Below are 21490 nucleotides of genomic sequence, written 5' to 3'. Positions count from 1 at the left end.
TCTTCAATGCCTTTGCCGGCCCTTTCGCGGGACAAGCCCGCTCCCACAAGAGCTTGCCGTATTTGTAGGAGCGGGCTTGCCCCGCGAAGAGGCCGGCACAGGCTGAGGAAATTCCCGCAACAACCGCTAAATCCTCCCCGCACTCAAGCGTTTTCCAAGCGATAACTGCCCATTCGCTTGCTTGCGAGGATTCACCCATGTCCACCGCTACCAGCCTTGCCCAGGTCCCGCCGGCCAGCGCGCCGCAACCTTTGTACGAATTCAGTGACTCGCCCCTGCTGCTGCGCCAGCAGCAACAGGAATCCAACGCCCGCAGCTACCCCCGGCGTATCCCGCTGGCGCTCAAGCGCGCCCGTGGCATCCACGTCGAGGATGTCGAAGGCCGCCAGTTCATCGACTGCCTGGCCGGCGCCGGCACCCTGGCCCTGGGCCACAACCACCCGGTGGTGATCGAGGCCATCCAGCGCGTGCTAGCTGACGAACTGCCGCTGCATACCCTGGACCTGACCACGCCGGTCAAGGACCGTTTCGTCCAGGACCTGTTCGGCATCCTGCCCGAAGCCTTGCGCCGCGATGCCAAGGTGCAGTTCTGCGGGCCGACCGGCACCGACGCGGTGGAAGCGGCGCTCAAGCTGGTGCGCGGTGCCACCGGGCGCAGCACCGTGCTGGCCTTCCAGGGCGCCTATCACGGCATGAGCCAAGGCGCGCTGAGCCTGATGGGCAGCCATGGTCCCAAGCAGCCACTGGGCGCGCTGCTGAGCAATGGCGTGCAGTTCATGCCGTACCCCTACGACTACCGTTGCCCGTTCGGCCTGGGCGGTGAAGCCGGGGTCAAGGCCAACCTGCATTACCTGGAAAACCTGTTGCTCGACCCGGAAAGCGGCGTGCCGCTGCCAGCGGCGGTGATCCTTGAAGTGGTGCAAGGTGAGGGCGGGGTGATCCCTGCCGACATCGAGTGGCTCAAGGGTGTGCGACGCATCACCGAACAGGCTGGCGTGGCGTTGATCGTCGACGAGATCCAGAGCGGCTTCGCCCGGACCGGGCGGATGTTCGCCTTCGAGCATGCCGGCATCGTGCCGGATGTGGTCACGCTGTCCAAGGCCATTGGTGGCAGCCTTCCGCTGGCGGTTGTGGTTTATCGCGACTGGCTGGATACCTGGAAGCCAGGCGCCCATGCCGGCACCTTCCGCGGCAATCAGATGGCCATGGCCGCCGGTTCGGCGGTGATCAATTACCTGGTGGAGCACCGCCTGGCCGAACATGCCGAGGCCATGGGCCTGCGTTTGCGTGAGCATCTGCAGCGGCTGCAACGGGATTATCCGCAACTGGGTGATATCCGTGGCCGTGGCCTGATGCTTGGGGTGGAGCTGGTCGATCCGCAAGGTCAGCCGGATACGCTTGGCCACTCGCCTGCCAATCGGGTACTGGCACCGAAGGTCCAGCGCGAATGCCTCAAGCGTGGGCTGATCCTCGAGCTGGGCGGGCGCCATGGCGCCGTGGTGCGCTTCCTGCCGCCGCTGATCATCAGTGCGCAACAGATTGACGAGGTAGCGCAGCGCTTTACCGAAGCAGTGGCCGCGGCGATTTGAGTCCGGGAGGGCCGCGCTGCGGCCCTCTCGTGCAGCCTGATCAATCGCTATTTTCACCCAGGCGCCAATACCCCATCGTCATCAGGCTGTCGCGCTTCAGCCCACGCTGTTTTGTCAGGTACCGGCGAATCTCCAGCACCGTCGCCGACTCCCCGGCCACCCAGGCATAGAACGCGCTTTCCAGCGGCAGGCTGGCCAGTTCGCGCACCGCATGCTGCATGGCCTGGCCATGCTCGCAGCGCAGCAGCTCGCGGGGCAGCCAGTGCAGGCGGGTATTGGCGCTGTGCCGCAGGGGCAGGCAATCAGCCTCCTGCGGGACTTCGATGAAGGCTTCCACGGCCAGTTCGGGCTGTTGCTCTGCCAGTGCTTCGAGAATGCCGGCGATGGCGGGCAGCGCTGTTTCGTCGCCGATCAGCAGCACGTGGCGTGTACCTTGTGGTGGCTTCCACTCATAGCCGCCGGGGTCGCCGGCATGGGCCTGGTTCGGCGCCACCATCACCAGCCGGTCGCCCTCCTGGGCATGGGTCGCCCAGGCCGAGGCCGGCCCATTGACGCCGTGCAGCACAAAGTCCACATCGACTTCCAGGGCATCCGGGCGCAAGGCACGGATGGTATAGGTGCGCATGGGTGGGCGCTGTTCGCGCGGCAGCGCGCTGTGCGCCGTCTTCCAGTGCACGTCGTGGGGCAGGGTTGGCAATGAGCCGTCAGCGGCGGGAAATAACAGTTTCACGCGCTGGTCGGGCGCCAGGGTGTGCATGAGCTCGACATCCGGGCCGGTGAACACCAGGCGGGCGAACGATGGGCTGAGGGCGATGCGCCGGGCGAGTACCAGGTCGAACGCGCGGTAGGGGCGGGCGCCTGGCGATTGGCCCTGGATCAGGCGACGCAGGCCTTGTTGCCAGGCCTGGAGCATGCTGGCGGAGCGGGTCATGGGGAAATCCTCTAGCAAGCGGCTTTCCCTATGAACGAGTTGCGCGTACGGCGAATTAACCGTTGTCCGCGTTCGCTACCTGCCAGCCACCCCCCAGCGCCTTGTACAGCGCCACGCTGCCCTGCAGGCGAGCCAGGCGCAACTGCGCCTGCTGGTCCTGGGCGAGATAGAGCGTGCGTTGGGTTTCGAGCACGCTCAGCAGGGTTTCGGCCCCGGCTGCGTAGCGCCGTTGGGCCAGGTCGAAGGCCAGGCGCGCCTGTTCGACCTCCTGGTCCTGCCACTGGCGCTGCTGCTCAATGCCGTGGATGGCATTGAGGGCCTTCTCGACATCGGCGAAGCCGGCCAGGATGCTGCTGCGATAGCTCTCCAGCAGCTCATCCTGCTCTGCTTGGGCCAACTGCTGCGCCGCTCGCAGCCGGCCATTGTTGAAGATTGGCGCGACCAGGCCGGCGGTCAGGGTGTAATAGGAACTGTCGAAGACCTCGGCGAGGGTGCTTGCGCCGGTGCCAATGTTGGCGCCCAAGGTCACTTTTGGCAGCAGGGCGGCCCTGGCCACCTGCACATTGGCGTGGGCGGCGGCCAGGCGTGCTTCGGCGGCGGCGATGTCTGGGCGGCGGGCGAGCAGTTCGCTGGGTACGCCGCTGCCAATGCGCGGCCAGTTCACGGTTGCCAGCGCTTCACCCGTGGTGGGCAGGGCCTGGACCGGGTCGCCCAGCAGAGTAGCAAGAGTAACGCGGTTGTCCTGCCACTGTTGTTCGAGCAGCGGCACTTGCCGCGCCTGGGCGGCCACCAGGCTGCGCTGCTGGGCCAGTTCCAGGCGTGTCGCGGAGCCGGCGCGCTGACGTGTTTCGACCAGCGCCAGGACATCACGGGCGTTACGCAGGTTGAGGCGGGCAATGCGCAGCTGTTCTTCCAGGGCCAGGCCCTGCAAGTAACTGCTGGCCACGCTGCTGACCAGCGTCAGTTCGACCGTCTGGCGCTCGAAGCGGCTGGCGTCGAGGCTGTGCAGGGCGCTCGAACGCGCAGCGCGCAGGCCTCCCCAGAAGTCGATCTCGTAGCTGGCGACGAGCTGCATGCCGAACGACGTACTGGTCCGCTCATACTTGCTGACATCGAGCTGGTCATAGCCCTCGCCATGCAGCAGGCGCTGGCGGCTGCCGTCGAGCTCGAACCTGAGCTCCGGCAGCAGCGGCGCGCCGGCGATCACCGCCTTGGCCTGGGCCTGGCGCACGCGCGCGGTGGCGGCGGCAAGGTCGTGGGCATTGGACCGGGCGCGTTCTACCAGGCGGTCCAGTTCGGCGCTGTCAAAGGCCTGCCACCACTGCGCCGATGGCAGGCTGGCAGAGGGCTGGAGGGTTTCGCCTTGCCAGGCGGTGGGTGCAGCGATGCCGCTGGATGGCGTGGGCGGCAGGCTGCAGGCGGCGAGGCCCAGGCACAGGGACAACAGGCTGATGCGGCTTGGCAGGGTCATGGGCTATTCGCTGGTGAGGGCTTTGACCGGGTCGAGTCGGGCGGCTTTGCGGGCCGGCATGAAGCCGAACACGATGCCGGTGAGAACGGCGCAGGAGAACGCACCGAGCATGGCGGGCAGGGTGAAGGCCACGGCAACCTTGCCCAGCATCAATGCGCCGCCGATCAGCAGGGCCAAGCCAATGCCGGCCATGCCGCCGACCATCGACAGCATCACCGCTTCGCTGAGGAACTGGCGCAGGATGTCGTGCTGGCGTGCGCCCGTGGCCATGCGGATACCGATTTCGCGGGTGCGCTCGCGCACCGTCATGAGCATGATGTTCATCACCCCGATGCCACCGACCAGCAGCGAGATCGCGGCAATCGCCCCGAGCATCAGCGACAGGCTGTTCTGGGTGCGTGCCTCGGCCTGGATCAACGCGGCCGAGTTGGTCAGTTCGAAATCGTGACGGCCCTGGTGGCGCTGGCGCAGAAGGCGGTCGACGGCGGCTTCGGTTTCATCGACCCGTGCCGCGTCGACGGCGGCGACAGTGATGTAATCGGGGTCGCGCTGGCCGAACAGGCGGATAGCCGCTGCCGAGTAGGGCACCACGATGCGCCCGTCGGCATCCTGGTCGCCGGAGCTCGCGCCTTTGCCGGCGAGAATGCCAATGACCTGGAAGGGCACGTTGCCGATCAGCAGGTACTGGCCAAGCGGATCGCGGTCAGGTGCGAGCATCTTTTCCCGGACTTTCTGGCCGATCACGGCCACTGCCGCGCCACTGGCTTCGTCGGCGTCGGTGAAGAACGCCCCTTCGACCGCCGGCCAGTTGAAGATCAGCGGGAACTGGTTGTTGTTACCGCCCACGTAGAAGCGCTGGCTGTTGTTGCCGTGGCGCACCATCACCTTTTCGCCCAGCACCGGCATGATCTGCCTGACCTGGGGCAGTTGGCCGATGGCGGCGACGTCATCGAGGGTAATGGTGCCGGCAGGTTCACCCAGTGTGGCGGGCTTGCTGTTGAGGTAGAGGATGTTCGAGCCGAAGGCGGCCATCTGCGCCATCACCTGGCGCTTGCTGCCTTCGCCGACGGCCAGCATGACCACCACCGAGGCGACCCCGATGACGATGCCGAGCAGGGTCAGGGCGGTGCGAAAGCGGTTTACCCACATGACCCGCCAGGCGGCTTGCAGGGCTTCGACCAGCTCACCCTTCCAGGCCCCGCGCAGGGTCGCGCCTCGGTCCAGGCGCTGGCGCAGGTCGTCGGCTTGCAAGGCTTGGCGCGGAGCGCTGGGTGCCTGGCCGGTCGCGCTGTCGCTGATCATCTGGCCGTCGCGGATTTCGATCACCCGCTGTGCCCGCGCCGCCACCTTGTGGTCGTGGGTGATCAGGATGATCACGTGGCCCTGGCTGGCCAGTTCGTCGAGCAGCGCCATGACTTCGGTGCCGCTGTGGCTGTCGAGCGCACCTGTGGGCTCGTCGGCAAGGATGATATGGCCGCCGTTCATCAGCGCCCGGGCGATCGACACCCGTTGCTGCTGGCCGCCCGAGAGCTGGTGCGGGCGGTTGGCGCTGCGGCTGGCCAGGCCCAGGCGGGCGAGCAGGGCGGCGGCGCGGGCATGCCGCTCGCTGGCGGGCGTGCCGGCATAGATGGCCGGCATCTCGACGTTTTCCTGGGCCGAGCCCGAAGGGATCAGGTGGTAGCCCTGGAACACGAAGCCGAACGCCTCGCGGCGCAGCCAGGCCAGTTCATCGCTACCCAGCTCGGCCACGTTTTTGCCGGCGAAGCGGTAGCTGCCCGACGTCGGGCGGTCGAGGCAGCCAAGTATGTTCATCAAGGTCGACTTGCCCGAGCCGGATGCACCGACGATGGCGACGAACTCCCCAGGGTGGATTCTCAGGCTGATGCCGCGCAGCACATCGACCTTGGGGCTGTCCTGGCCACCGTAGGATTTGCGGATATCGACCAGTTCGATCAGCGGCGCAGTCATTCAGCCTCCGCTGGCGCTGGGGGCGCCCATCAGCAGTTGCTCACCTTCGCTAAGACCTTCAAGTACCTGGATTCGCAGGCGGTCGCTGAGCCCAGTACGTACCTGGCGCTGCACCACCTTGCCGTGACTGTCGAGCACCCTTGCCATGTGCAAGTTGCCGTTGTCGTCCAGCGCGGCAAGCGGCACGGTCAGCACCTGGTTAGCCTGGCCGGCCACGAAAAACACCTGAGTGGTCATGTCGGCCATCAATGCGCCGTCCGGGTTGTCGACATCGAGCAGCACGGTGTATTGCACCACTTGGTTGGTAGCATTGACCGGGCTGCCACCACCCTGACTGGTCTGCTCCAGGGGTTTGGGTGGAATCGGCAGGATTTGCCGCACCTTGCTGTTCCAGCGGCGTTTGCCACCGGACAGCGTGGTGAAGTAGGCGGTCATGCCAGGTTTGACCTTGCCGATATCGGCTTCCGAGACCTGAGCCCAAACCGTCATGGGGGACAACTTGGCAATGCGCAGAATCAAGGGTGTCTGTTGCTGAGCATTCAAGGTCTGGCCTTCACGGGCGTCGACGGCCACCACGGTGCCGTCCATCGGCGCATAGATGCGCGTGTAGCCTAGCTCCGCCTCGTCGCTGCGCAGGCTGGCCTGGGCTTGGCGGATCTGGGCCTGGAACATGTCGATGCGCGCCTGGGTGACCTTGAGCTGGGCAGCAGCGGCCTGGACGTCCTCATCGCGGGTGGCGCCGGCGGTGGCAAGCTCGCGCTGGCGCTTGAGCTGCTGGCTGGCCAGCTCGAACTGCGCACGCTGCTCGGCGAGCTGGGCCTTGAGGTTGTCGATCGAGAAGCGCCCGGCATCCAGCCGTGCCTGCTGGGTGGAGGGGTCGATCTCGACCAGCAGTTGGCCCTTGCGCACCGGGTCGCCCGCTTCCACGTGCAACGTGCGGATCTGTCCCGAAGCCTGGGCACCAACATCCACGTAACGCCGGGGCTGCAAGGTGCCCAGGGCGGTCACGCTGCTTTCGATGTCTGCCCGCGTGACCGTGACGGTACCGAGCGGTTGCGCGCCGAAGGGCAGGGCTTGCCAGGCCAGCAGGCAGCCCAGGCTCAGCAGGCCCACGCCAGTGAGGATGAACTGGCGGCGGGGGGAGGTTAAACGGCTCATGCGGACTTCCAGCCTGGGTAGTGGTCACGCGCTGCCAATCGAGGTGCGCACCGAAGTCCCAGATAAACGAAGGCCGGCCAGGTGGATTTAGCCTGAACGAGGGGGCGGAGGGCGTGTTGCTGAGAATAGTTATAATTTGTACTATCACAGCCCGGTATCACTCAGTCCCGCACGTGGGTTGCAAGGACGATTTCAGGTGCTGTTGTGGAACATTACTATCGCGAACTGGTGAGCTTCCTTTGTACCCGCCTGGGCAACCGCCAGGCTGCGGAGGACGTTGCCCACGATGCCTATCTGCGTGTACTTGAGCGGACCGAAAGCGGGCAGATCGAGCATCCGCGGGCGTTTCTCTACCGTACGGCACTCAACCTGGTGATCGACCGGCACCGGCGCCATCAGGTGCGCCAGGCCGAATCACTGGATGCGCTGGAGGCCGATGGGCGCTTTCTCAGCGCCGAACTCCAGCAGGACATGCAACTCGACCAGCGCCTGGCCATGATGCAAAAGGCTTTGGATGAACTGAGCAAGGTGTGCCGCGACTGCTTTCTGTTGCGCAAGCTCGATGGCCTGTCACACCAGCAGATTGCAGAGCGCCTGGGTATCTCCCGCAGCCTGGTGGAAAAGCACATCGTCAATGCCATGAAGCACTGCCGTGTGCGCATGCGGCAGTGGGAGTCCTGAACGTAGGGTGAAGGGCAAGTGAAAATTCTGTGTAATGGCCACTTGATTTCTCCCGCTTTCCCGACAAATATCTAAATTGACCCCTCCAGGTACAGCCCTGGCGGTTGCCTGTTTCTGGCGCAGTTTGGTCAGGGAGCTGTCCCTTTTCACCTGACGGCCCAGGTCCGAAAATGACTAACAAGACCCTGCGCATCCTGATTGCCGACGAGCACCCGCAGCAGCGCCTGCAGCTGGAAAAACTGCTCAATGGCCTTGGCTATTACCGGATTGCCCCTGTCGAATCTTTTGAAGAGTTGCAGCGCCTGGTGCAGTGCGCCTTGCAACCGTTCAACCTGCTGCTGGGCAATATCGAGCTGGCCAGCCATGCGGGCGTCGACCTGGCACGGTTCTGCCGGGTCAGTTCGCAGATCCAGCATGCCCTGCTTTACCATTCGCAACACCTGAAAGTGCCTGTCGTGCCGCAGACCGAGCGCCAGGCCGTCAGCGTGAGCCTGCCACAGGTACCGGATAACGACGCGCTGCAATCCTTCATGGCGATCATCGACAGCCCTGTGCTGGTCGGCAAGATTGCCCTGCCTTCCGGGCTGGCGAGTGGCGCGGCCTATGCGCGCAAGCCCAGGAACTTCGGCCACACCGTCTTCAGCCGTTAGTGGCGTTGCTGGGGGCAAGGCGGCGGGCATTTGCTATCCTCTTGCCCTTTGCCGATCTGCGGACCCCTGCCATGACTGCCATCGATACCGCTCGCCCGCCCCGGTTCAGCCGCGGCGACCACCGGACCCTGGGCCTGGCGGCACTGGGCGGCGCGTTGGAAATCTACGATTTCATCATCTTCGTGTTCTTTGCCCTGACCCTCAGCCAGCTGTTCTTCCCGCCGGAAATGCCCGAGTGGCTGCGCCTGCTGCAGAGCTTCGGCATCTTCGTCACCGGTTACCTGGCGCGACCGCTGGGCGGCATCCTGATGGCGCATTTCGCCGACCACCTCGGGCGCAAACGGGTGTTCAGCCTGAGCATCCTGATGATGGCCTTGCCGTGCCTGCTGATCGGGGTGATGCCGACCTATGCCGACATCGGCTATGCGGCCCCGCTGATCCTGCTGGCGTTGCGCATCCTGCAAGGCGCCGCTGTAGGTGGCGAAGTGCCGAGCGCGTGGACCTTCGTCGCCGAGCATGCGCCAAACGGGCGTCGTGGCTATGCCCTGGGCTTCCTGCAGGCAGGGCTGACCTTCGGTTACCTGCTGGGTGCACTGACAGCGACCCTGCTGGCGCACCTGTTCACACCGCAGGAGATTCTCGATTACGCCTGGCGTTATCCGTTCCTGCTCGGTGGAGTGTTTGGCGTGATCGGTGTGTGGCTGCGCCGCTGGCTCAGCGAGACCCCGGTGTTCCTGGCCTTGCGCGAACGTCAGGAGCAACCGGTCAAGTTTCCGCTACGACGGGTGCTGGGCGAGCACCGCTCGGCGTTGATCCCGGCGGCACTGCTGACCTGCGTGCTGACTTCCGCAGTCGTGGTACTGGTGGTGATTACCCCGACGGTGATGCAGCAACGCTTCGGCATGACGGCGGGGCATACCTTCGCCCTGAGCAGCGTGGGCATCGTCTTCCTCAATATCGGCTGTGTGCTGGCCGGCTTGTTGGTCGACCGCCTGGGCGCCTGGCGCGCATTGATGATCTACAGCGTGCTGCTGCCGTTGGGCATCGCTGCGCTGTACGCCAGCCTGGTGGGGCAGTGGGGCATGACCTGGCTGGCCTATGCGCTGGCTGGGCTGGCCTGCGGTGTGGTGGGTGTGGTGCCGTCGGTGATGGTCGGGCTGTTCCCGGCCGAGATCCGTGTTTCGGGGATTTCCTTCACGTACAACGTGGCTTACGCGCTATGGGCCAGTACCACGCCGCTGGCGTTGATTGCACTGATGCCGTGGAGCCCGTGGGTGTGTGTCGGTTTCTGTCTGATCATGGGCACGGTCGGGCTGCTGACCGCCTTGTATTTCGGGCGTCGTGAGCCATTGGCGTTCGCAGCGGAGCCAATGCCGATCATGTGCGGTGACAAATGAGTCAGTAGTGGCGGCGGGGCGTTGAGGCAGACTTCCAGGCGGGGGTTATTGGAATAACCTATTAGCCAAATTTAACCTGGAAGGTTAATTTCTCATGGAAAAGAGAACGCCTCATTGCTCGCTGGAGCGGGTGAGAGCATTGGTCAGCGCTGGCCGCATCAGTCCGACGACTGCTTCGTTGCGGGGCGCGCAGGCCCTGGGAGTGGAGTATCCGGAGATGCTTGAGATTATCAACGGTCTGGAGCGCAGAGACTTCCACAAGAGCATGACCAGTTATGCCGACCACCGCATTTGGCAAGATGTCTACCGACCGCTTACAGCCAAGGGTTACTTGTACCTGAAACTGTCGGTAGTGGATGACGTGCTAATCGTGTCTTTCAAGGAGTTGTAACCATGAAATGCCCAATTTGCGGCGGTGCGGAGCTTGCACCGGATATTCTGGACATGCCCTATCGCTACAAAGGGGAGTCAACAGTGATTCCTGATGTTTCAGGCGACTACTGCTCTGCCTGTGGCGAGGCAGTACTGAGTCATGGCGAGGCTTTGCGTGTCAGTGAACTGATGTCTGCTTTTAATCGCCAGGTCAATGCTCAAGATGTTGACCCTGATTTCATTACTACCGTGCGCAAGAAATTTGATTTGGATCAGCGGGAGGCTGGTGAAATATTCGGTGGAGGAGTGAATGCTTTTTCACGATACGAAAACGGCAAGACCAGACCGCCAGTGGCGCTGATCAAATTGTTCAAGCTGCTCGACCGTCACCCGGAGTTGTTCGAAGAAATCAGGACAGCGTGAAAGCGGTGCACAATGCAAAGCCCCCGGCTCTCACGAACCGGGGGCTTTTTGTTGCTGCATGGGCAGTGGCCTTACATGTTCGGGTAGTTCGGCCCACCAGCGCCTTCAGGGGTGACCCAGGTGATGTTCTGCGCTGGGTCCTTGATGTCGCAGGTCTTGCAGTGCACGCAGTTCTGCGCGTTGATCTGGAAGCGCTTGCTGCCGTCTTCCTGGCTGACCACTTCGTACACGCCCGCCGGGCAGTAGCGCTGGGCCGGTTCGTCATACAGCGGCAGGTTGCTGGCGATCGGCACGTTCGGGTCGGTCAGCTTCAGGTGGCAGGGTTGTTCCTCTTCGTGGTTGGTGCTGGAGAGGAATACCGAGCTGAGCTTGTCGAAGCTGAGCTTGCCGTCCGGTTTCGGGTAGTCGATCTTCTTCGACTCGGCGGCCAGCTTGAGGCAGGCGTAGTCCGGCTTGGTGTCGTGCAGGGTGAACGGCAGCTTGCCATTGAACCAGTTCTGGTCGACATAGTTGAAGGCACCACCGAGCAGTGGGCCGAACTTGTGCAGTGCCGGGCCGAAGTTACGGCTGGCGAACAGTTCTTCGTACAGCCAGCTGGCCTTGAACGCGCTGACGTAGCCGTCGAGCAGGTCGCCACCCTCGCGACCGGCAGCCAGTGCGTCAGCCACCGCCTCGGCGGCGAGCATGCCGGATTTCATGGCGGTGTGGCTGCCCTTGATCTTCGAGAAGTTCAGGGTGCCGAGGTCGCAACCGATCAGCGCGCCGCCGTTGAAGACCATTTTCGGCAGCGAGTTCAGGCCGCCTTTGCAGATGGCGCGGGCACCATAGCTGATGCGCTTGCCGCCTTCGAGATACTGGCTCATCACCGGGTGGTGTTTCAGGCGCTGGAATTCATCGAACGGCGACAGGTAAGGGTTGGCGTAGGAGAGGTCGACGATCAGGCCGACCACTACCTGGTTGTTTTCCAGGTGATAGAGGAACGAACCGCCGGTGTTGTCCTTGCTGGTCACGTCCAGCGGCCAGCCAGCGGTGTGCACCACCAGGCCCTGCTCGTGCTTGGCCGGGTCGATTTCCCAGATTTCCTTCAGGCCGATGCCGTAGTGCTGGACGTCGGCTTCGCTGTCGAGGTTGAAGCGTTTGATCAGCTGCTTGCCGATATGACCGCGGCAGCCTTCGGCGAACAGGGTGTACTTGGCACGCAGTTCCATGCCCGGGGTGTACAGGCCGTCCTTCGGATTGCCTTCGCGGTCGACACCCAGGTCACCGGTGACGATGCCGCGGACCACGCCGTTTTCGTCGAACAGCGCTTCCTGGGCGGCGAAGCCCGGGTAGATTTCCACGCCCAGGTTTTCGGCCTGCTGGGCCAGCCAGCGGCACAGGTTGCCCAGGGAGATGATGTAGTTGCCGTGGTTGTGCATGGTCTTGGGCACGAACAGGTCCGGGACCTTGGTCGAGCTGTCGGCACTTTTCAGCACATAGATATCGTCGCGTTTCACTTCGGTGTTGAGCGGGGCGCCGAGCTCTTTCCAGTCCGGGAAAAGCTCGTTCAGGGCGCGGGGTTCGAACACCGCGCCAGAGAGAATATGAGCACCTACTTCGGAGCCTTTTTCCACCACGCAGACGCTGATCTCGCTACCGGCTTCGGCGGCCTTCTGCTTCAGGCGGCAGGCGGCGGACAAGCCCGCGGGGCCTGCGCCGACGATGACCACGTCGAATTCCATGTATTCGCGTTCCACAGGTTCTCTCCTACTCATCAAGGCTCGTGCTGTTGCTTTGTCTTATGGGTGCTTGCGTGCAGCGGCGCTTCACTGGCGCGAAACTGTAGCTACGCAATGGACGGACTACACCGTTTTGTCTTGGCGCGCATTATATCTACACCACTTGGCGGGTCCAATACAAACGTTTGTTTGAATTTGCCGGAGCCCAGTAAAATCACAGGGACGCGGCTGGAAGGTGACCGATTTGCCGTATTGACCGGATTGGGTGTTGCGGTCAAGATACGAGCGGTTTTACGTTCGCCGTAGGCTTGCAGCCGGGCGCAGGTACACCTCTAAAGACCAGGTGTGGAGCAGGGTTTTGCGGCCTTTGGCCGGTTTGTAGTGGAGTTTACACGCCACCACAGAAAATGACCCGTGGGTATTTGCCGCAACAGTCGCGACAAGACTGTTCGGTCACCATGAAGTTTGCCCCTCCCGGTACGTTTTCAGAGGTGCCCTTGTACCCACGCGCATCGCCGGGCTCTGCCCCAGGCGACTATCTATTCACCGGAGAGTAACGAGGAATCCATGAAGGTTCTTGTAGCTGTCAAACGAGTGGTCGACTACAACGTCAAGGTTCGCGTCAAGGCGGACAACTCCGGCGTCGACCTTGCTAACGTCAAGATGTCCATGAACCCCTTCTGCGAGATCGCCGTGGAAGAAGCCGTACGCCTGAAGGAAAAGGGTGTCGCGACCGAGATCGTTGTCGTCTCCGTCGGCCCGACCACCGCTCAGGAGCAGTTGCGTACTGCCCTGGCTCTGGGTGCCGACCGCGCCATCCTGGTCGAAGCCGCTGACGAGCTGAATTCCCTGGCCGTGGCCAAGGCGCTGAAAGCCGTTGTCGACAAGGAACAGCCACAGCTGGTGATCCTCGGCAAGCAGGCCATCGACAGTGACAACAACCAGACCGGCCAGATGCTGGCCGCGCTGACCGGCTTCGCCCAGGGTACCTTCGCCTCCAAGGTCGAAGTGGCTGGCGACAAGCTGAACGTCACCCGTGAAATCGACGGCGGCCTGCAGACCGTTGCGCTGAATCTGCCAGCCATCGTCACCACCGACCTGCGCCTGAACGAGCCACGCTACGCGTCGCTGCCGAACATCATGAAGGCCAAGAAGAAGCCGCTGGAAACCGTGACTCCAGATGCGCTGGGCGTTTCCCTCGCCTCCACCAACAAGACCCTGAAAGTCGAAGCTCCGGCTGCCCGCAGCGCTGGCATCAAGGTCAAATCGGTGGCCGAACTGGTCGAGAAGCTGAAGAACGAAGCGAAGGTAATCTAAATGACTATCCTGGTTGTCGCTGAACACGAAAACGGTGCCGTAGCCCCGGCCACCCTGAACACTGTCGCCGCTGCCGCCAAGATCGGTGGTGATGTGCACGTGCTGGTCGCTGGCCAGAACGTCGGTGGCGTTGCCGAAGCCGCTGCGAAGGTCGCTGGCGTGGCCAAGGTGCTGGTTGCCGATAACGCCGCCTACGCCCACGCCCTGCCAGAAAACGTCGCGCCGCTGATCGTTGCTCTTGTTGGACAAGGCGGGGCCGGCGGCTACAGCCACGTACTAGCCCCGGCCACCACCAACGGCAAGAACATCCTGCCACGCGTTGCCGCGCTGCTGGACGTTGACCAGATCTCCGAGATCATCTCGGTTGAATCGGCCGACACCTTCAAGCGCCCGATCTACGCCGGTAACGCCATTGCCACCGTGCAATCGAGCGCTTCGGTCAAGGTCATCACCGTGCGTACCACCGGCTTCGACGCCGTGGCTGCCGAAGGTGGTTCGGCTGCTGTAGAAGCTGTCGCTGCTGCGCACAACGCCGGCATCTCGGTCTTCGTTGGCGAAGAACTGGCCAAGTCCGACCGCCCAGAGCTGACCGCTGCCAAGATCGTCGTTTCCGGCGGCCGTGGCATGGGCAACGGTGACAACTTCAAGCACCTGTACAGCTTGGCCGACAAGCTTGGCGCTGCCGTTGGTGCCTCGCGCGCTGCGGTCGATGCCGGCTTCGTGCCGAACGACATGCAGGTCGGTCAGACCGGCAAGATCGTTGCGCCACAGCTGTACATCGCCGTCGGTATCTCCGGTGCGATCCAGCACCTGGCCGGCATGAAGGATTCCAAGGTGATCGTCGCGATCAACAAGGATGAAGAAGCGCCGATCTTCCAGGTGGCCGATTACGGCCTGGTCGCCGACCTGTTCGAAGCTGTTCCGGAGCTGGAAAAGCTGGTCTGATCCGCCTGCTTCACTTATAAAGAAGCCCGGCCCTCGCATTGAGGGCCGGGCTTTTTTGTTGCCGGGCAAGGAGTGAAGGATGGTGTTGCGCGAAGCGGGCAGGGTGCTGGCATGCATGGTGGCGCTGCTGTCGCCGGTGGTGATGGCGGCAGGCAAGTGCGAGCGACTGGTGGCAACCGGCAGCCCGGACGCACCGCCGTATGCCTGGCAAGACCCGAGCGACCCGAAGCACCTGATCGGTGCCAATGTCGACCTGCTGCGCCAGGTGCTTGGCGAGCTGGGGGTGAAAGTCGAGGTGCTCAGTGCCGGTCGGCGCGATCAGGCGCTGGAAGAGGTGCGCAGTGGGCGCATGGACCTGCTGCTCGATACCCCCATGCAAGTGGAGCAGCTGACGGCGCTGGACTACATCCACCCACCCTTGCAGCTCAATGAATACCTGGTCTGGACGCGTCACGACGCTACGCTGGAGTTCGAAGGCCCGGCCGACCTGGCCAAGTACCAGGGCAGCCTGTCCGAGCGTGCCCGCCTGACCCCGGCGTTCACTGCCTTCGCCAAGGCCCAGTTGAAGCTGGTGCCGGCGCAGAACCTCACCCAGGCCTTCCAGAAACTGGTGCTGGGCCAGGTCGATTATGTATTGGCCGGGCGCTACTCGGGCATGGCCATGACCCAAAGCCTGGGCATGAGCAACAACCTCATCGCGCGCGGCTTGCCAGTGGACCGCCCTGGCCTGTACCTGGCCTTGTCGCACAATTCGGCCTGCAATGACGCGTGGTTGCGTGGGCAATTGGCGAAAAAGCTGACAGAATTGCCGATCTCCGGTGCGTCCGAAGCCGTGCTGCAACGTAATGTCGAGCGTTGGAAAGCGCAGATGCAAGTGCAGGCGGACGCCCCAAAACATTAGGAAGAGTGCGTGAGAACCCAATCCCTTATCCTGGTCGTGGCCATGCTCGGCCTGGCCGGCTGCGCCAAAGACCCGGCGCCCAATGAGCAGATGCGAATTTCCGAGCAGGCGCTGGAGCAGGCCAAGGCAGTCGGAGCCACCGACCAGGTCGAGGCGCTGAAGCTGGCCGAAGACAAGTTCGCCCGGGCCAAGACCAACATGCTGACCGAGGACTACCGTGACGCACGCCTGCGTGCCGAGCAGGCCGAGCTGGATGCCCGCCTGGCCGAGGCGCAGGTGCTGAACCAGAAGAGCGAAGAGCAGCTTCAGCTGCTGCAAACGCGGGTCAAGCGCCTGCGCAAGCAACTGGAGGTGCAGCCATGATGCGCCTGAATGCGAAAACCGCGCTGGCACTGCTGGTGCTGACGGCCGGCTTGCAGGGTTGCGCCAGCCAGCGCAGTTCGGCGGCGCTGGATGACGCGACCGCGGCCTTCCAGAAGGTCAAGGACGATGCCGACGTGCTGCGCAGTGCCCCGCGTGACGTGATCCGTGCCGGTGAGTCGCTGTCCCGCGCCGAGCGCCTTTCCGGCTACATCGGCACGGGCAGCGACGTGCGCCATTATGCCTACCTGAGCCAGCGCTACAGCGAGATTGCCGGCGAGCATGCCAAGCTGGCGCTGAGCGAGGAGCGTCGGGCCAAGCTCGACCTCGAGCGTCAGCGCCTGCAGTTGGCCTTGCGTGAGGCCAAGCTGGCCAGTGTGCAGCAGCAGGGCAAATGGGTGGAGAACCAGATTGCCGCGTTGGCCTCGGAGCAGGCTGACCGAGGCCTGGTGATGACCCTGAGTGACGTGCTGTTCGACACCGGCAGTGCCGACCTGAAGAGCTCGGCCAGCCGCACCGTGCTCAAGCTGGTGCAGTTCCTCCAGCTCAATCCGCGTCGCGTGGTACGGATCGAGGGCTATACCGACAGCACGGGCACGCCAGAAGACAACCTCAAGCTGTCGCGCGATCGTGCCCAGTCGGTGGCAGACATGCTGGTCGACCTGGGGATCGACGAGAAGCGCCTGCAGGTCGAAGGCTATGGCGACCAGTACCCGATCGAGGCCAATGCTTCGGAGCGTGGCAGGGCGCAGAATCGCCGGGTGGAAATCGTCTTCTCTGACGACAAAGGGCGACTCGCGCCAGCGCGCTGATCACCTTGAAAAAGGGCCGCTTTGCGGCCCATCGCCGGCATGGCACGGATTAGTCGTTTTGACAGGTGTCACGCTACGGTATTGTTGACTACCTAGCCATCTGTCCCAGTACACTTTGCAACTGTTACGGTATGCTCTACCGTCAGTGAGTCGTACAAGAATAACGAGCCGCCTGCGCGTCGAGATACCGCCATGACCAACCTGCTGCTGTACCAGCGTATCGCCCAGCAACTGGCCGATGACATCCGTCGCGGTGTCTACCAGCCGGGTGAGCGCGTACCGTCCGTGCGCAAGATGAGCGCCCAGCTCAACGTCAGCCATGCCACGGTGTTGCAGGCCTACGCCAATCTCGAGGATCAGGGGCTGATCCGTGCCCGGCCGCAGTCGGGCTACTACGTGCATCAAACGCCCGCTCTGACCGCGCAGACGCCGGATATCGCCCGGGTCGAGCGCCCTGGTCTGGTCACGCGTGCCAGCATCATCCAGCAGGTGTTGACCGAGGCGCGCCGCGATGGCGTGTTCCCATTCGGCGCCGCGGTGCCGCACGTCGATTACCTGCCGGTGCGCGCTTTGCACCAGCAGATCGCCAAGGTCACCCGCTTCCACAGCCCGCGTGCCTTCAGCTACATGTTCAGCCCCGGCTTCGAGCCACTGCGCCGGCAGATCGCGATCCGCATGCGCGATGCGGGTGTGCTGGTCGACCCGCGTGAGGTGATCGTCACCCATGGTTGTGTCGATGCCTTGCAGATGTCGCTGCGGGTGCTGACCCGGCCGGGTGACCTGATCGCGGCCGAGTCGCCGACCTATTACGGGCTCTTGCAGTTGGCGGACCTGCTGGGGTTGAAGGTGATCGAGATCCCCAGTGACCCGTCCACCGGCATCAGCCTAGAAGCTTTGCAGTTGGCCGCCAATCAGTGGTCGATCAAGGCCTTGGTGTTGACCACGCGCCTGAGCAATCCATTGGGCGGTACTGTGCCAGAGGAACGGCAGAAGCAGTTGCTGCGCCTGGCATCGGACTTCGATATCCAGATCGTCGAAGACGACATCTATGGCGAACTGATGTTCGAGCAGGGCAAGACCAAAGCGCTCAAGGCCTTCGACCGGCTGGACCGGGTCATCTACTGCTCGAGCTTTTCCAAGACCCTTTCGCCGGGGGTGCGGGTCGGCTGGATGGTGGCGGGGCGTTATCAGGATGAAATCCAGCGTCTGCAGACGTTCACTACCCACTCGGCGTGCAGTGTGACGCAAATGGGCGTGGCAGCGTACCTGGAGAACGGCGGCTACGACCGGCATCTGCGCTATATCCGCCAGGAATATCGCAAGAACCTCAGTGCCTACCAGTTGGCGGTTCAGCAGCATTTCCCGGAAGGTACCCAGATGACCCGGCCAACCGGCGGTTTCATTCTCTGGGTCAGTCTGCCGGGGCGGGTGAACACGCAGGAACTGCATGTGCGTGCACTGGAGCAGGGCATCAGTATCGCGCCCGGGCTTATCTTCAGTAACACCGAGCAGTTCAACCACTGCATACGGCTCAACTGCGGCATTCCATGGAACAAGGAGGCCGAGCGGGCGGTCATCACGCTCGGGCTTTTGGCCCAGCAACTATGCAGAGAATCACAGCCCTCACTTTTGTAGGCTTGCCAGCAGCGGGTGGAACAGAGAGCATACGCACTTTTACAATCCCGCCTGCCTGTCGATGTCCATGAATCTGTTGCGTAGTGTCGCCCTGATGATCTGTATTGCGCCGCTCTGCCTGCCTTTGGGTGTGGTCCAGGCTGCGCAGCCTGCTGCCCAGGCGCAAGCAAGGCATGACAAGGCGGCAAAGCCTGCAGCCAAAGCCAAGCCAGCGGCCAGCAAGGCCAAAGCCAAGCCCAGGAAGCCGGTCAGCAAGGTGGCCACGCAGACGTTGCCCAAAGCCAAGCTGGACCTGAGCCTGCCGACCGAAATGGTCAAGAATCTCGAGCCGGAAGTGGGTGATCCTTCAACCCGGCGCAAACCTTTGCTGCCTGCCATGTTCACGGAAAAACCGGAAACCAACGACAGCCCGTTTCAGCTCAACGGTCGTTTGATCAGCAACGAGATGCAGCTGCAGCTGCGTAACGAAAGCCGGCATGACGTGGAAGGCGCGGCGATCGATTTCCAGTTCCGCAACTGAGCTGGCTCAACTGACTGCCGGGTCACGGCCGTTTTCATCGGGTTGGCAATTTAAAACGCATGTTTGAGCGGTTACTATCCAGGGACGATCGTCCCGTTTTGTTCCAGGGAGTCCTGATTTAGCCATGAAGTGTCGTGAGGGTTGTGGTGCCTGCTGCATCGCCCCGTCCATCAGCTCGGCGATGCCGCGCATGCCCCAGGGCAAGCCGGCGGGCGAGCGCTGCCTGCACCTGACAGCGGAAAACCTCTGCGACCTGTTCGGCAAGCCCGAGCGGCCGGCGGTGTGTGGCGGTTTCAAGGCGGATATCGAGGTGTGTGGCAATGACCGCGACGAGGCAATCAGGATTCTTGGCTGGTGGGAGCAGATAACGGCGGCGTGAGAGGCTGGATCTTCGACAACAAGGATAAACATGATGAGATCGTTCAAGCGTATTGCACTGCTGTGTGGCATGGGTGTCCTGCTGGCGCCGGCTGCCTGGGCCGAGAACTGGCAGGTGGCCAAGGACGAGGAGGGGATCAAGGTCTCGCTCAGTGAAGTGCCGGGTTCCAAGTACAAGGCCTACCAGGGCGTGACCCTGATCAAGGCGCCACTGGCCAAGGTCCAGGCGCTGCAGGAAGACGTGGCCGGGGCTTGCAAGTGGATTCACGAGTGCAAGTCGCAGAAGTTGCTCAAGCACGAAGGCGACCAGAGCTGGACCTACACCCAGTTCAATACGCCGTGGCCGGTGACGCCGCGTGATTCCGTGTTGCATGTCACTACCATCAAGGGGGCTGACGGTAGCCTGACCCGCAATCTGGTCGAAGAGCCGACCTACATCCCGGAAGAAAAAGGCTTTGTCCGGGTGGCGAAGGTGCAGGGCTTCTGGAAGCTGGTGCCCAAGGGCGACAGCACTGAAGTGACTTACCAGGTGCACACCGAACCGGGCGGTAGTGTGCCATCGATGATCGCCAACAAGTTCGTGGTCGATTCGCCGTTCAATACCCTCAAAGGGTTGCGTGAACTGGCCGAGAAGAACTGAGTTCTGCTCGGCAATAAAAAAGGCTGCCCGAGGGCAGCCTTTTTGCGTTCGGCGGGTAAGGCTTACTTGCGGTCCTTCAGCTCGACGATGTCGCGCTGCAGTTCGCCGGTGTACAGCTGGCGAGGGCGGCCGATCTTGTACGGGCTGGAGAGCATTTCTTTCCAGTGCGAGATCCAGCCGACAGTACGTGCCAGGGCGAAGATCACGGTGAACATGCTGGTCGGAATGCCGATCGCCTTCAGGATGATGCCCGAGTAGAAGTCGACGTTCGGGTACAGCGAGCGCTCGATGAAGTACGGATCGGTCAGGGCGATCTCTTCCAGGCGCATGGCCAATTCCAGCTGTGGATCGTTCTTGATGCCCAGCTCGCCCAGGACTTCGTCGCAGGTCTTCTTCATCACGGTGGCGCGCGGGTCGCGGTTCTTGTAAACGCGGTGACCGAAGCCCATGAGTTTGAACGGATCGTTCTTGTCCTTGGCCTTGGCGATGTACTTGTCGATGTTCGAGACATCGCCAATTTCATCGAGCATGGTCAGGACTGCTTCGTTCGCACCGCCGTGGGCCGGGCCCCACAGTGCGGCGATACCGGCAGCGATACAGGCGAACGGGTTGGCACCCGAGGAGCCCGCCAGGCGCACGGTGGAGGTGGAAGCGTTCTGCTCGTGGTCGGCGTGGAGGATGAAGATCCGGTCCATTGCCTTGGCCAGCACCGGGCTGATCGGTTTGATCTCGCACGGGGTGTTGAACATCATGTGCAGGAAGTTTTCCGCGTACGACAGGTCGTTGCGCGGGTACATCATCGGCTGGCCCATGGAGTACTTGTAAACCATCGCGGCCAGGGTCGGCATCTTGGCGACCAGGCGCACCGCGGAGATTTCGCGGTGTTGCGGGTTATTGATGTCCAGGGAGTCGTGGTAGAACGCCGACAGGGCGCCGACCACGCCGCACATCACCGCCATCGGGTGAGCGTCGCGGCGGAAACCGTTGAAGAAGGACTTCAGCTGCTCGTGAACCATGGTGTGGTTCTTGACGGTGCTGACGAACTGGGCCTTCTGCTCGGCATTCGGCAGTTCGCCGTTGAGCAGCAGGTAGCAGGTTTCCAGGTAGTCCGATTTCTCGGCGAGTTGTTCGATCGGGTAGCCGCGGTGCAGCAGCACGCCCTTGTCGCCGTCGATGTAGGTGATCTTCGACTCGCACGAGGCGGTCGCCATGAAACCAGGGTCGAAGGTGAAGTGACCAGTGGCCCCCAACCCGCGGACGTCGATTACATCAGGACCAACGGTGCCGGTTAAAATGGGCAGCTCGACGGGGGCAGCGCCCTCGATGACCAACTGCGCTTTTTTGTCAGCCATGTGGCCTCCTATTAATGCTTGAAATCATCAGACAGCCCCCCACGCAGGGCCCGCACCACTATAGAGAAGTAAATTCGAATGTCAATTTGCCTAAAGGCTGCTTGAAAGCGCCTCTGAGGCCTGATTTTTCTAGAATTTCTCGCCCATTTACGCCTTTTGCTCGCTAAAGGCAATCCGCTATTTGGGCTACCCCGTCACGTTGTCATAAGCAGCCTAACTGTCTATACTCGGCACCCGACTCCCAGGGGCTTGCAAGCCCGAACTGCTGGGGG

General features: G+C 62.8%; 21 protein-coding genes. 15 read left to right on the top strand and 6 right to left on the bottom strand.

All coding sequences use genetic code 11. From position 1 onward, the window contains the following. The first annotated feature begins 197 nt into the window (after positions 1-197). Positions 198-1589: an aspartate aminotransferase family protein gene (locus C2H86_RS03220; RefSeq protein ID WP_159411411.1), complete on the top strand. Its 1392-nt coding sequence runs from the start codon at positions 198-200 to the stop codon at positions 1587-1589. Positions 1590-1629: 40 nt separating this feature from the next. On the opposite strand, the gene C2H86_RS03215 is transcribed toward C2H86_RS03220, so the two are convergent. The 4 genes from C2H86_RS03215 to C2H86_RS03200 are packed head-to-tail and all read right to left on the bottom strand — an operon-like array spanning position 1630 to position 7117. Then, on the bottom strand, positions 1630-2520 hold the full coding sequence (locus tag C2H86_RS03215; protein ID WP_159411410.1) for a siderophore-interacting protein: 891 nt from the start codon (positions 2518-2520) through the stop codon (positions 1630-1632). Positions 2521-2575: 55 nt separating this feature from the next. Further along, on the bottom strand, positions 2576-3991 hold the full coding sequence (locus C2H86_RS03210; protein ID WP_159411409.1) for an efflux transporter outer membrane subunit: 1416 nt from the start codon (positions 3989-3991) through the stop codon (positions 2576-2578). A gap of 3 nt (positions 3992-3994) precedes the next feature. Beyond that, positions 3995-5959, bottom strand: a complete 1965-nt coding sequence (locus C2H86_RS03205) for a MacB family efflux pump subunit (RefSeq protein ID WP_159411408.1) — start codon at positions 5957-5959, stop codon at positions 3995-3997. Next, on the bottom strand, positions 5960-7117 hold the full coding sequence (locus C2H86_RS03200) for an efflux RND transporter periplasmic adaptor subunit (protein ID WP_159411407.1): 1158 nt from the start codon (positions 7115-7117) through the stop codon (positions 5960-5962). 204 nt (positions 7118-7321) lie between these two features. Between C2H86_RS03200 and C2H86_RS03195 the strand changes: the two genes are divergently transcribed. The 5 genes from C2H86_RS03195 (at position 7322) to C2H86_RS03175 (ending at position 10640) form a co-directional block, all read left to right on the top strand. Next, entirely contained in the window at positions 7322-7798 is a 477-nt protein-coding gene (locus C2H86_RS03195; RefSeq protein ID WP_159411406.1) for a sigma-70 family RNA polymerase sigma factor, read from the top strand. A 170-nt stretch (positions 7799-7968) separates the two neighbouring features. Then, entirely contained in the window at positions 7969-8448 is a 480-nt protein-coding gene (locus tag C2H86_RS03190; protein ID WP_159411405.1) for a histidine kinase, read from the top strand. Positions 8449-8519: 71 nt separating this feature from the next. After that, positions 8520-9845, top strand: coding sequence for an MFS transporter (locus C2H86_RS03185; RefSeq protein WP_159411404.1), 1326 nt, complete (start codon positions 8520-8522; stop codon positions 9843-9845). Between the two features lie 94 nt (positions 9846-9939). Further along, a complete protein-coding gene (locus C2H86_RS03180; protein WP_159411403.1) occupies positions 9940-10236 on the top strand; it encodes a type II toxin-antitoxin system MqsR family toxin in 297 nt (98 codons plus the stop codon). Between the two features lie 2 nt (positions 10237-10238). Then, complete coding sequence (locus C2H86_RS03175; protein ID WP_159411402.1) at positions 10239-10640, top strand: type II toxin-antitoxin system MqsA family antitoxin; 402 nt, start codon at positions 10239-10241, stop codon at positions 10638-10640. A 71-nt stretch (positions 10641-10711) separates the two neighbouring features. On the opposite strand, the gene C2H86_RS03170 is transcribed toward C2H86_RS03175, so the two are convergent. Further along, a complete protein-coding gene (locus C2H86_RS03170) occupies positions 10712-12376 on the bottom strand; it encodes an electron transfer flavoprotein-ubiquinone oxidoreductase (protein ID WP_240349680.1) in 1665 nt (554 codons plus the stop codon). Between the two features lie 549 nt (positions 12377-12925). Here C2H86_RS03170 and C2H86_RS03165 point away from each other — a divergent pair. The 9 genes from C2H86_RS03165 to C2H86_RS03125 all read left to right on the top strand — a co-directional run bounded on the left by C2H86_RS03165 (position 12926) and on the right by C2H86_RS03125 (position 19866). Continuing rightward, a complete protein-coding gene (locus tag C2H86_RS03165; protein WP_014590265.1) occupies positions 12926-13675 on the top strand; it encodes an electron transfer flavoprotein subunit beta/FixA family protein in 750 nt (249 codons plus the stop codon). Beyond that, complete coding sequence (locus C2H86_RS03160; RefSeq protein WP_159411401.1) at positions 13676-14620, top strand: electron transfer flavoprotein subunit alpha/FixB family protein; 945 nt, start codon at positions 13676-13678, stop codon at positions 14618-14620. A 79-nt stretch (positions 14621-14699) separates the two neighbouring features. Beyond that, positions 14700-15521, top strand: a complete 822-nt coding sequence (locus C2H86_RS03155; protein ID WP_159411400.1) for a substrate-binding periplasmic protein — start codon at positions 14700-14702, stop codon at positions 15519-15521. A gap of 9 nt (positions 15522-15530) precedes the next feature. Further along, positions 15531-15884, top strand: coding sequence for a DUF4398 domain-containing protein (locus C2H86_RS03150; protein ID WP_159411399.1), 354 nt, complete (start codon positions 15531-15533; stop codon positions 15882-15884). Beyond that, entirely contained in the window at positions 15881-16693 is an 813-nt protein-coding gene (locus C2H86_RS03145; protein WP_159411398.1) for an OmpA family protein, read from the top strand. The genes C2H86_RS03150 and C2H86_RS03145 overlap by 4 nt, the downstream gene beginning before the upstream one ends. Before the next feature lie 192 nt (positions 16694-16885). Further along, the gene (locus C2H86_RS03140) at positions 16886-18328 is read left to right on the top strand and encodes a PLP-dependent aminotransferase family protein (protein ID WP_027921315.1); all 1443 of its coding nucleotides are present in this window, start codon (positions 16886-16888) and stop codon (positions 18326-18328) included. Between the two features lie 67 nt (positions 18329-18395). Continuing rightward, positions 18396-18848, top strand: coding sequence for a hypothetical protein (locus C2H86_RS03135; RefSeq protein WP_159411397.1), 453 nt, complete (start codon positions 18396-18398; stop codon positions 18846-18848). 124 nt (positions 18849-18972) lie between these two features. Further along, positions 18973-19227, top strand: coding sequence for a YkgJ family cysteine cluster protein (locus C2H86_RS03130; protein WP_159411396.1), 255 nt, complete (start codon positions 18973-18975; stop codon positions 19225-19227). A 33-nt stretch (positions 19228-19260) separates the two neighbouring features. Continuing rightward, on the top strand, positions 19261-19866 hold the full coding sequence (locus C2H86_RS03125) for an START domain-containing protein (RefSeq protein WP_159413052.1): 606 nt from the start codon (positions 19261-19263) through the stop codon (positions 19864-19866). A 62-nt stretch (positions 19867-19928) separates the two neighbouring features. Here the strand turns inward: C2H86_RS03125 and gltA are convergent, their stop codons facing one another. After that, positions 19929-21218, bottom strand: coding sequence for a citrate synthase (gene gltA / locus C2H86_RS03120; RefSeq protein WP_054899921.1), 1290 nt, complete (start codon positions 21216-21218; stop codon positions 19929-19931). Between the last annotated feature and the right edge of the window lie 272 nt (positions 21219-21490).

The organism is Pseudomonas putida (assembly GCF_009883635.2).
In the GTDB taxonomy this organism is placed as follows: domain Bacteria; phylum Pseudomonadota; class Gammaproteobacteria; order Pseudomonadales; family Pseudomonadaceae; genus Aquipseudomonas; species Aquipseudomonas putida_W.
The sequence above is the reverse complement of the archived record's forward strand: the minus strand, read 5'-3'. Positions and strand labels throughout refer to the sequence as shown.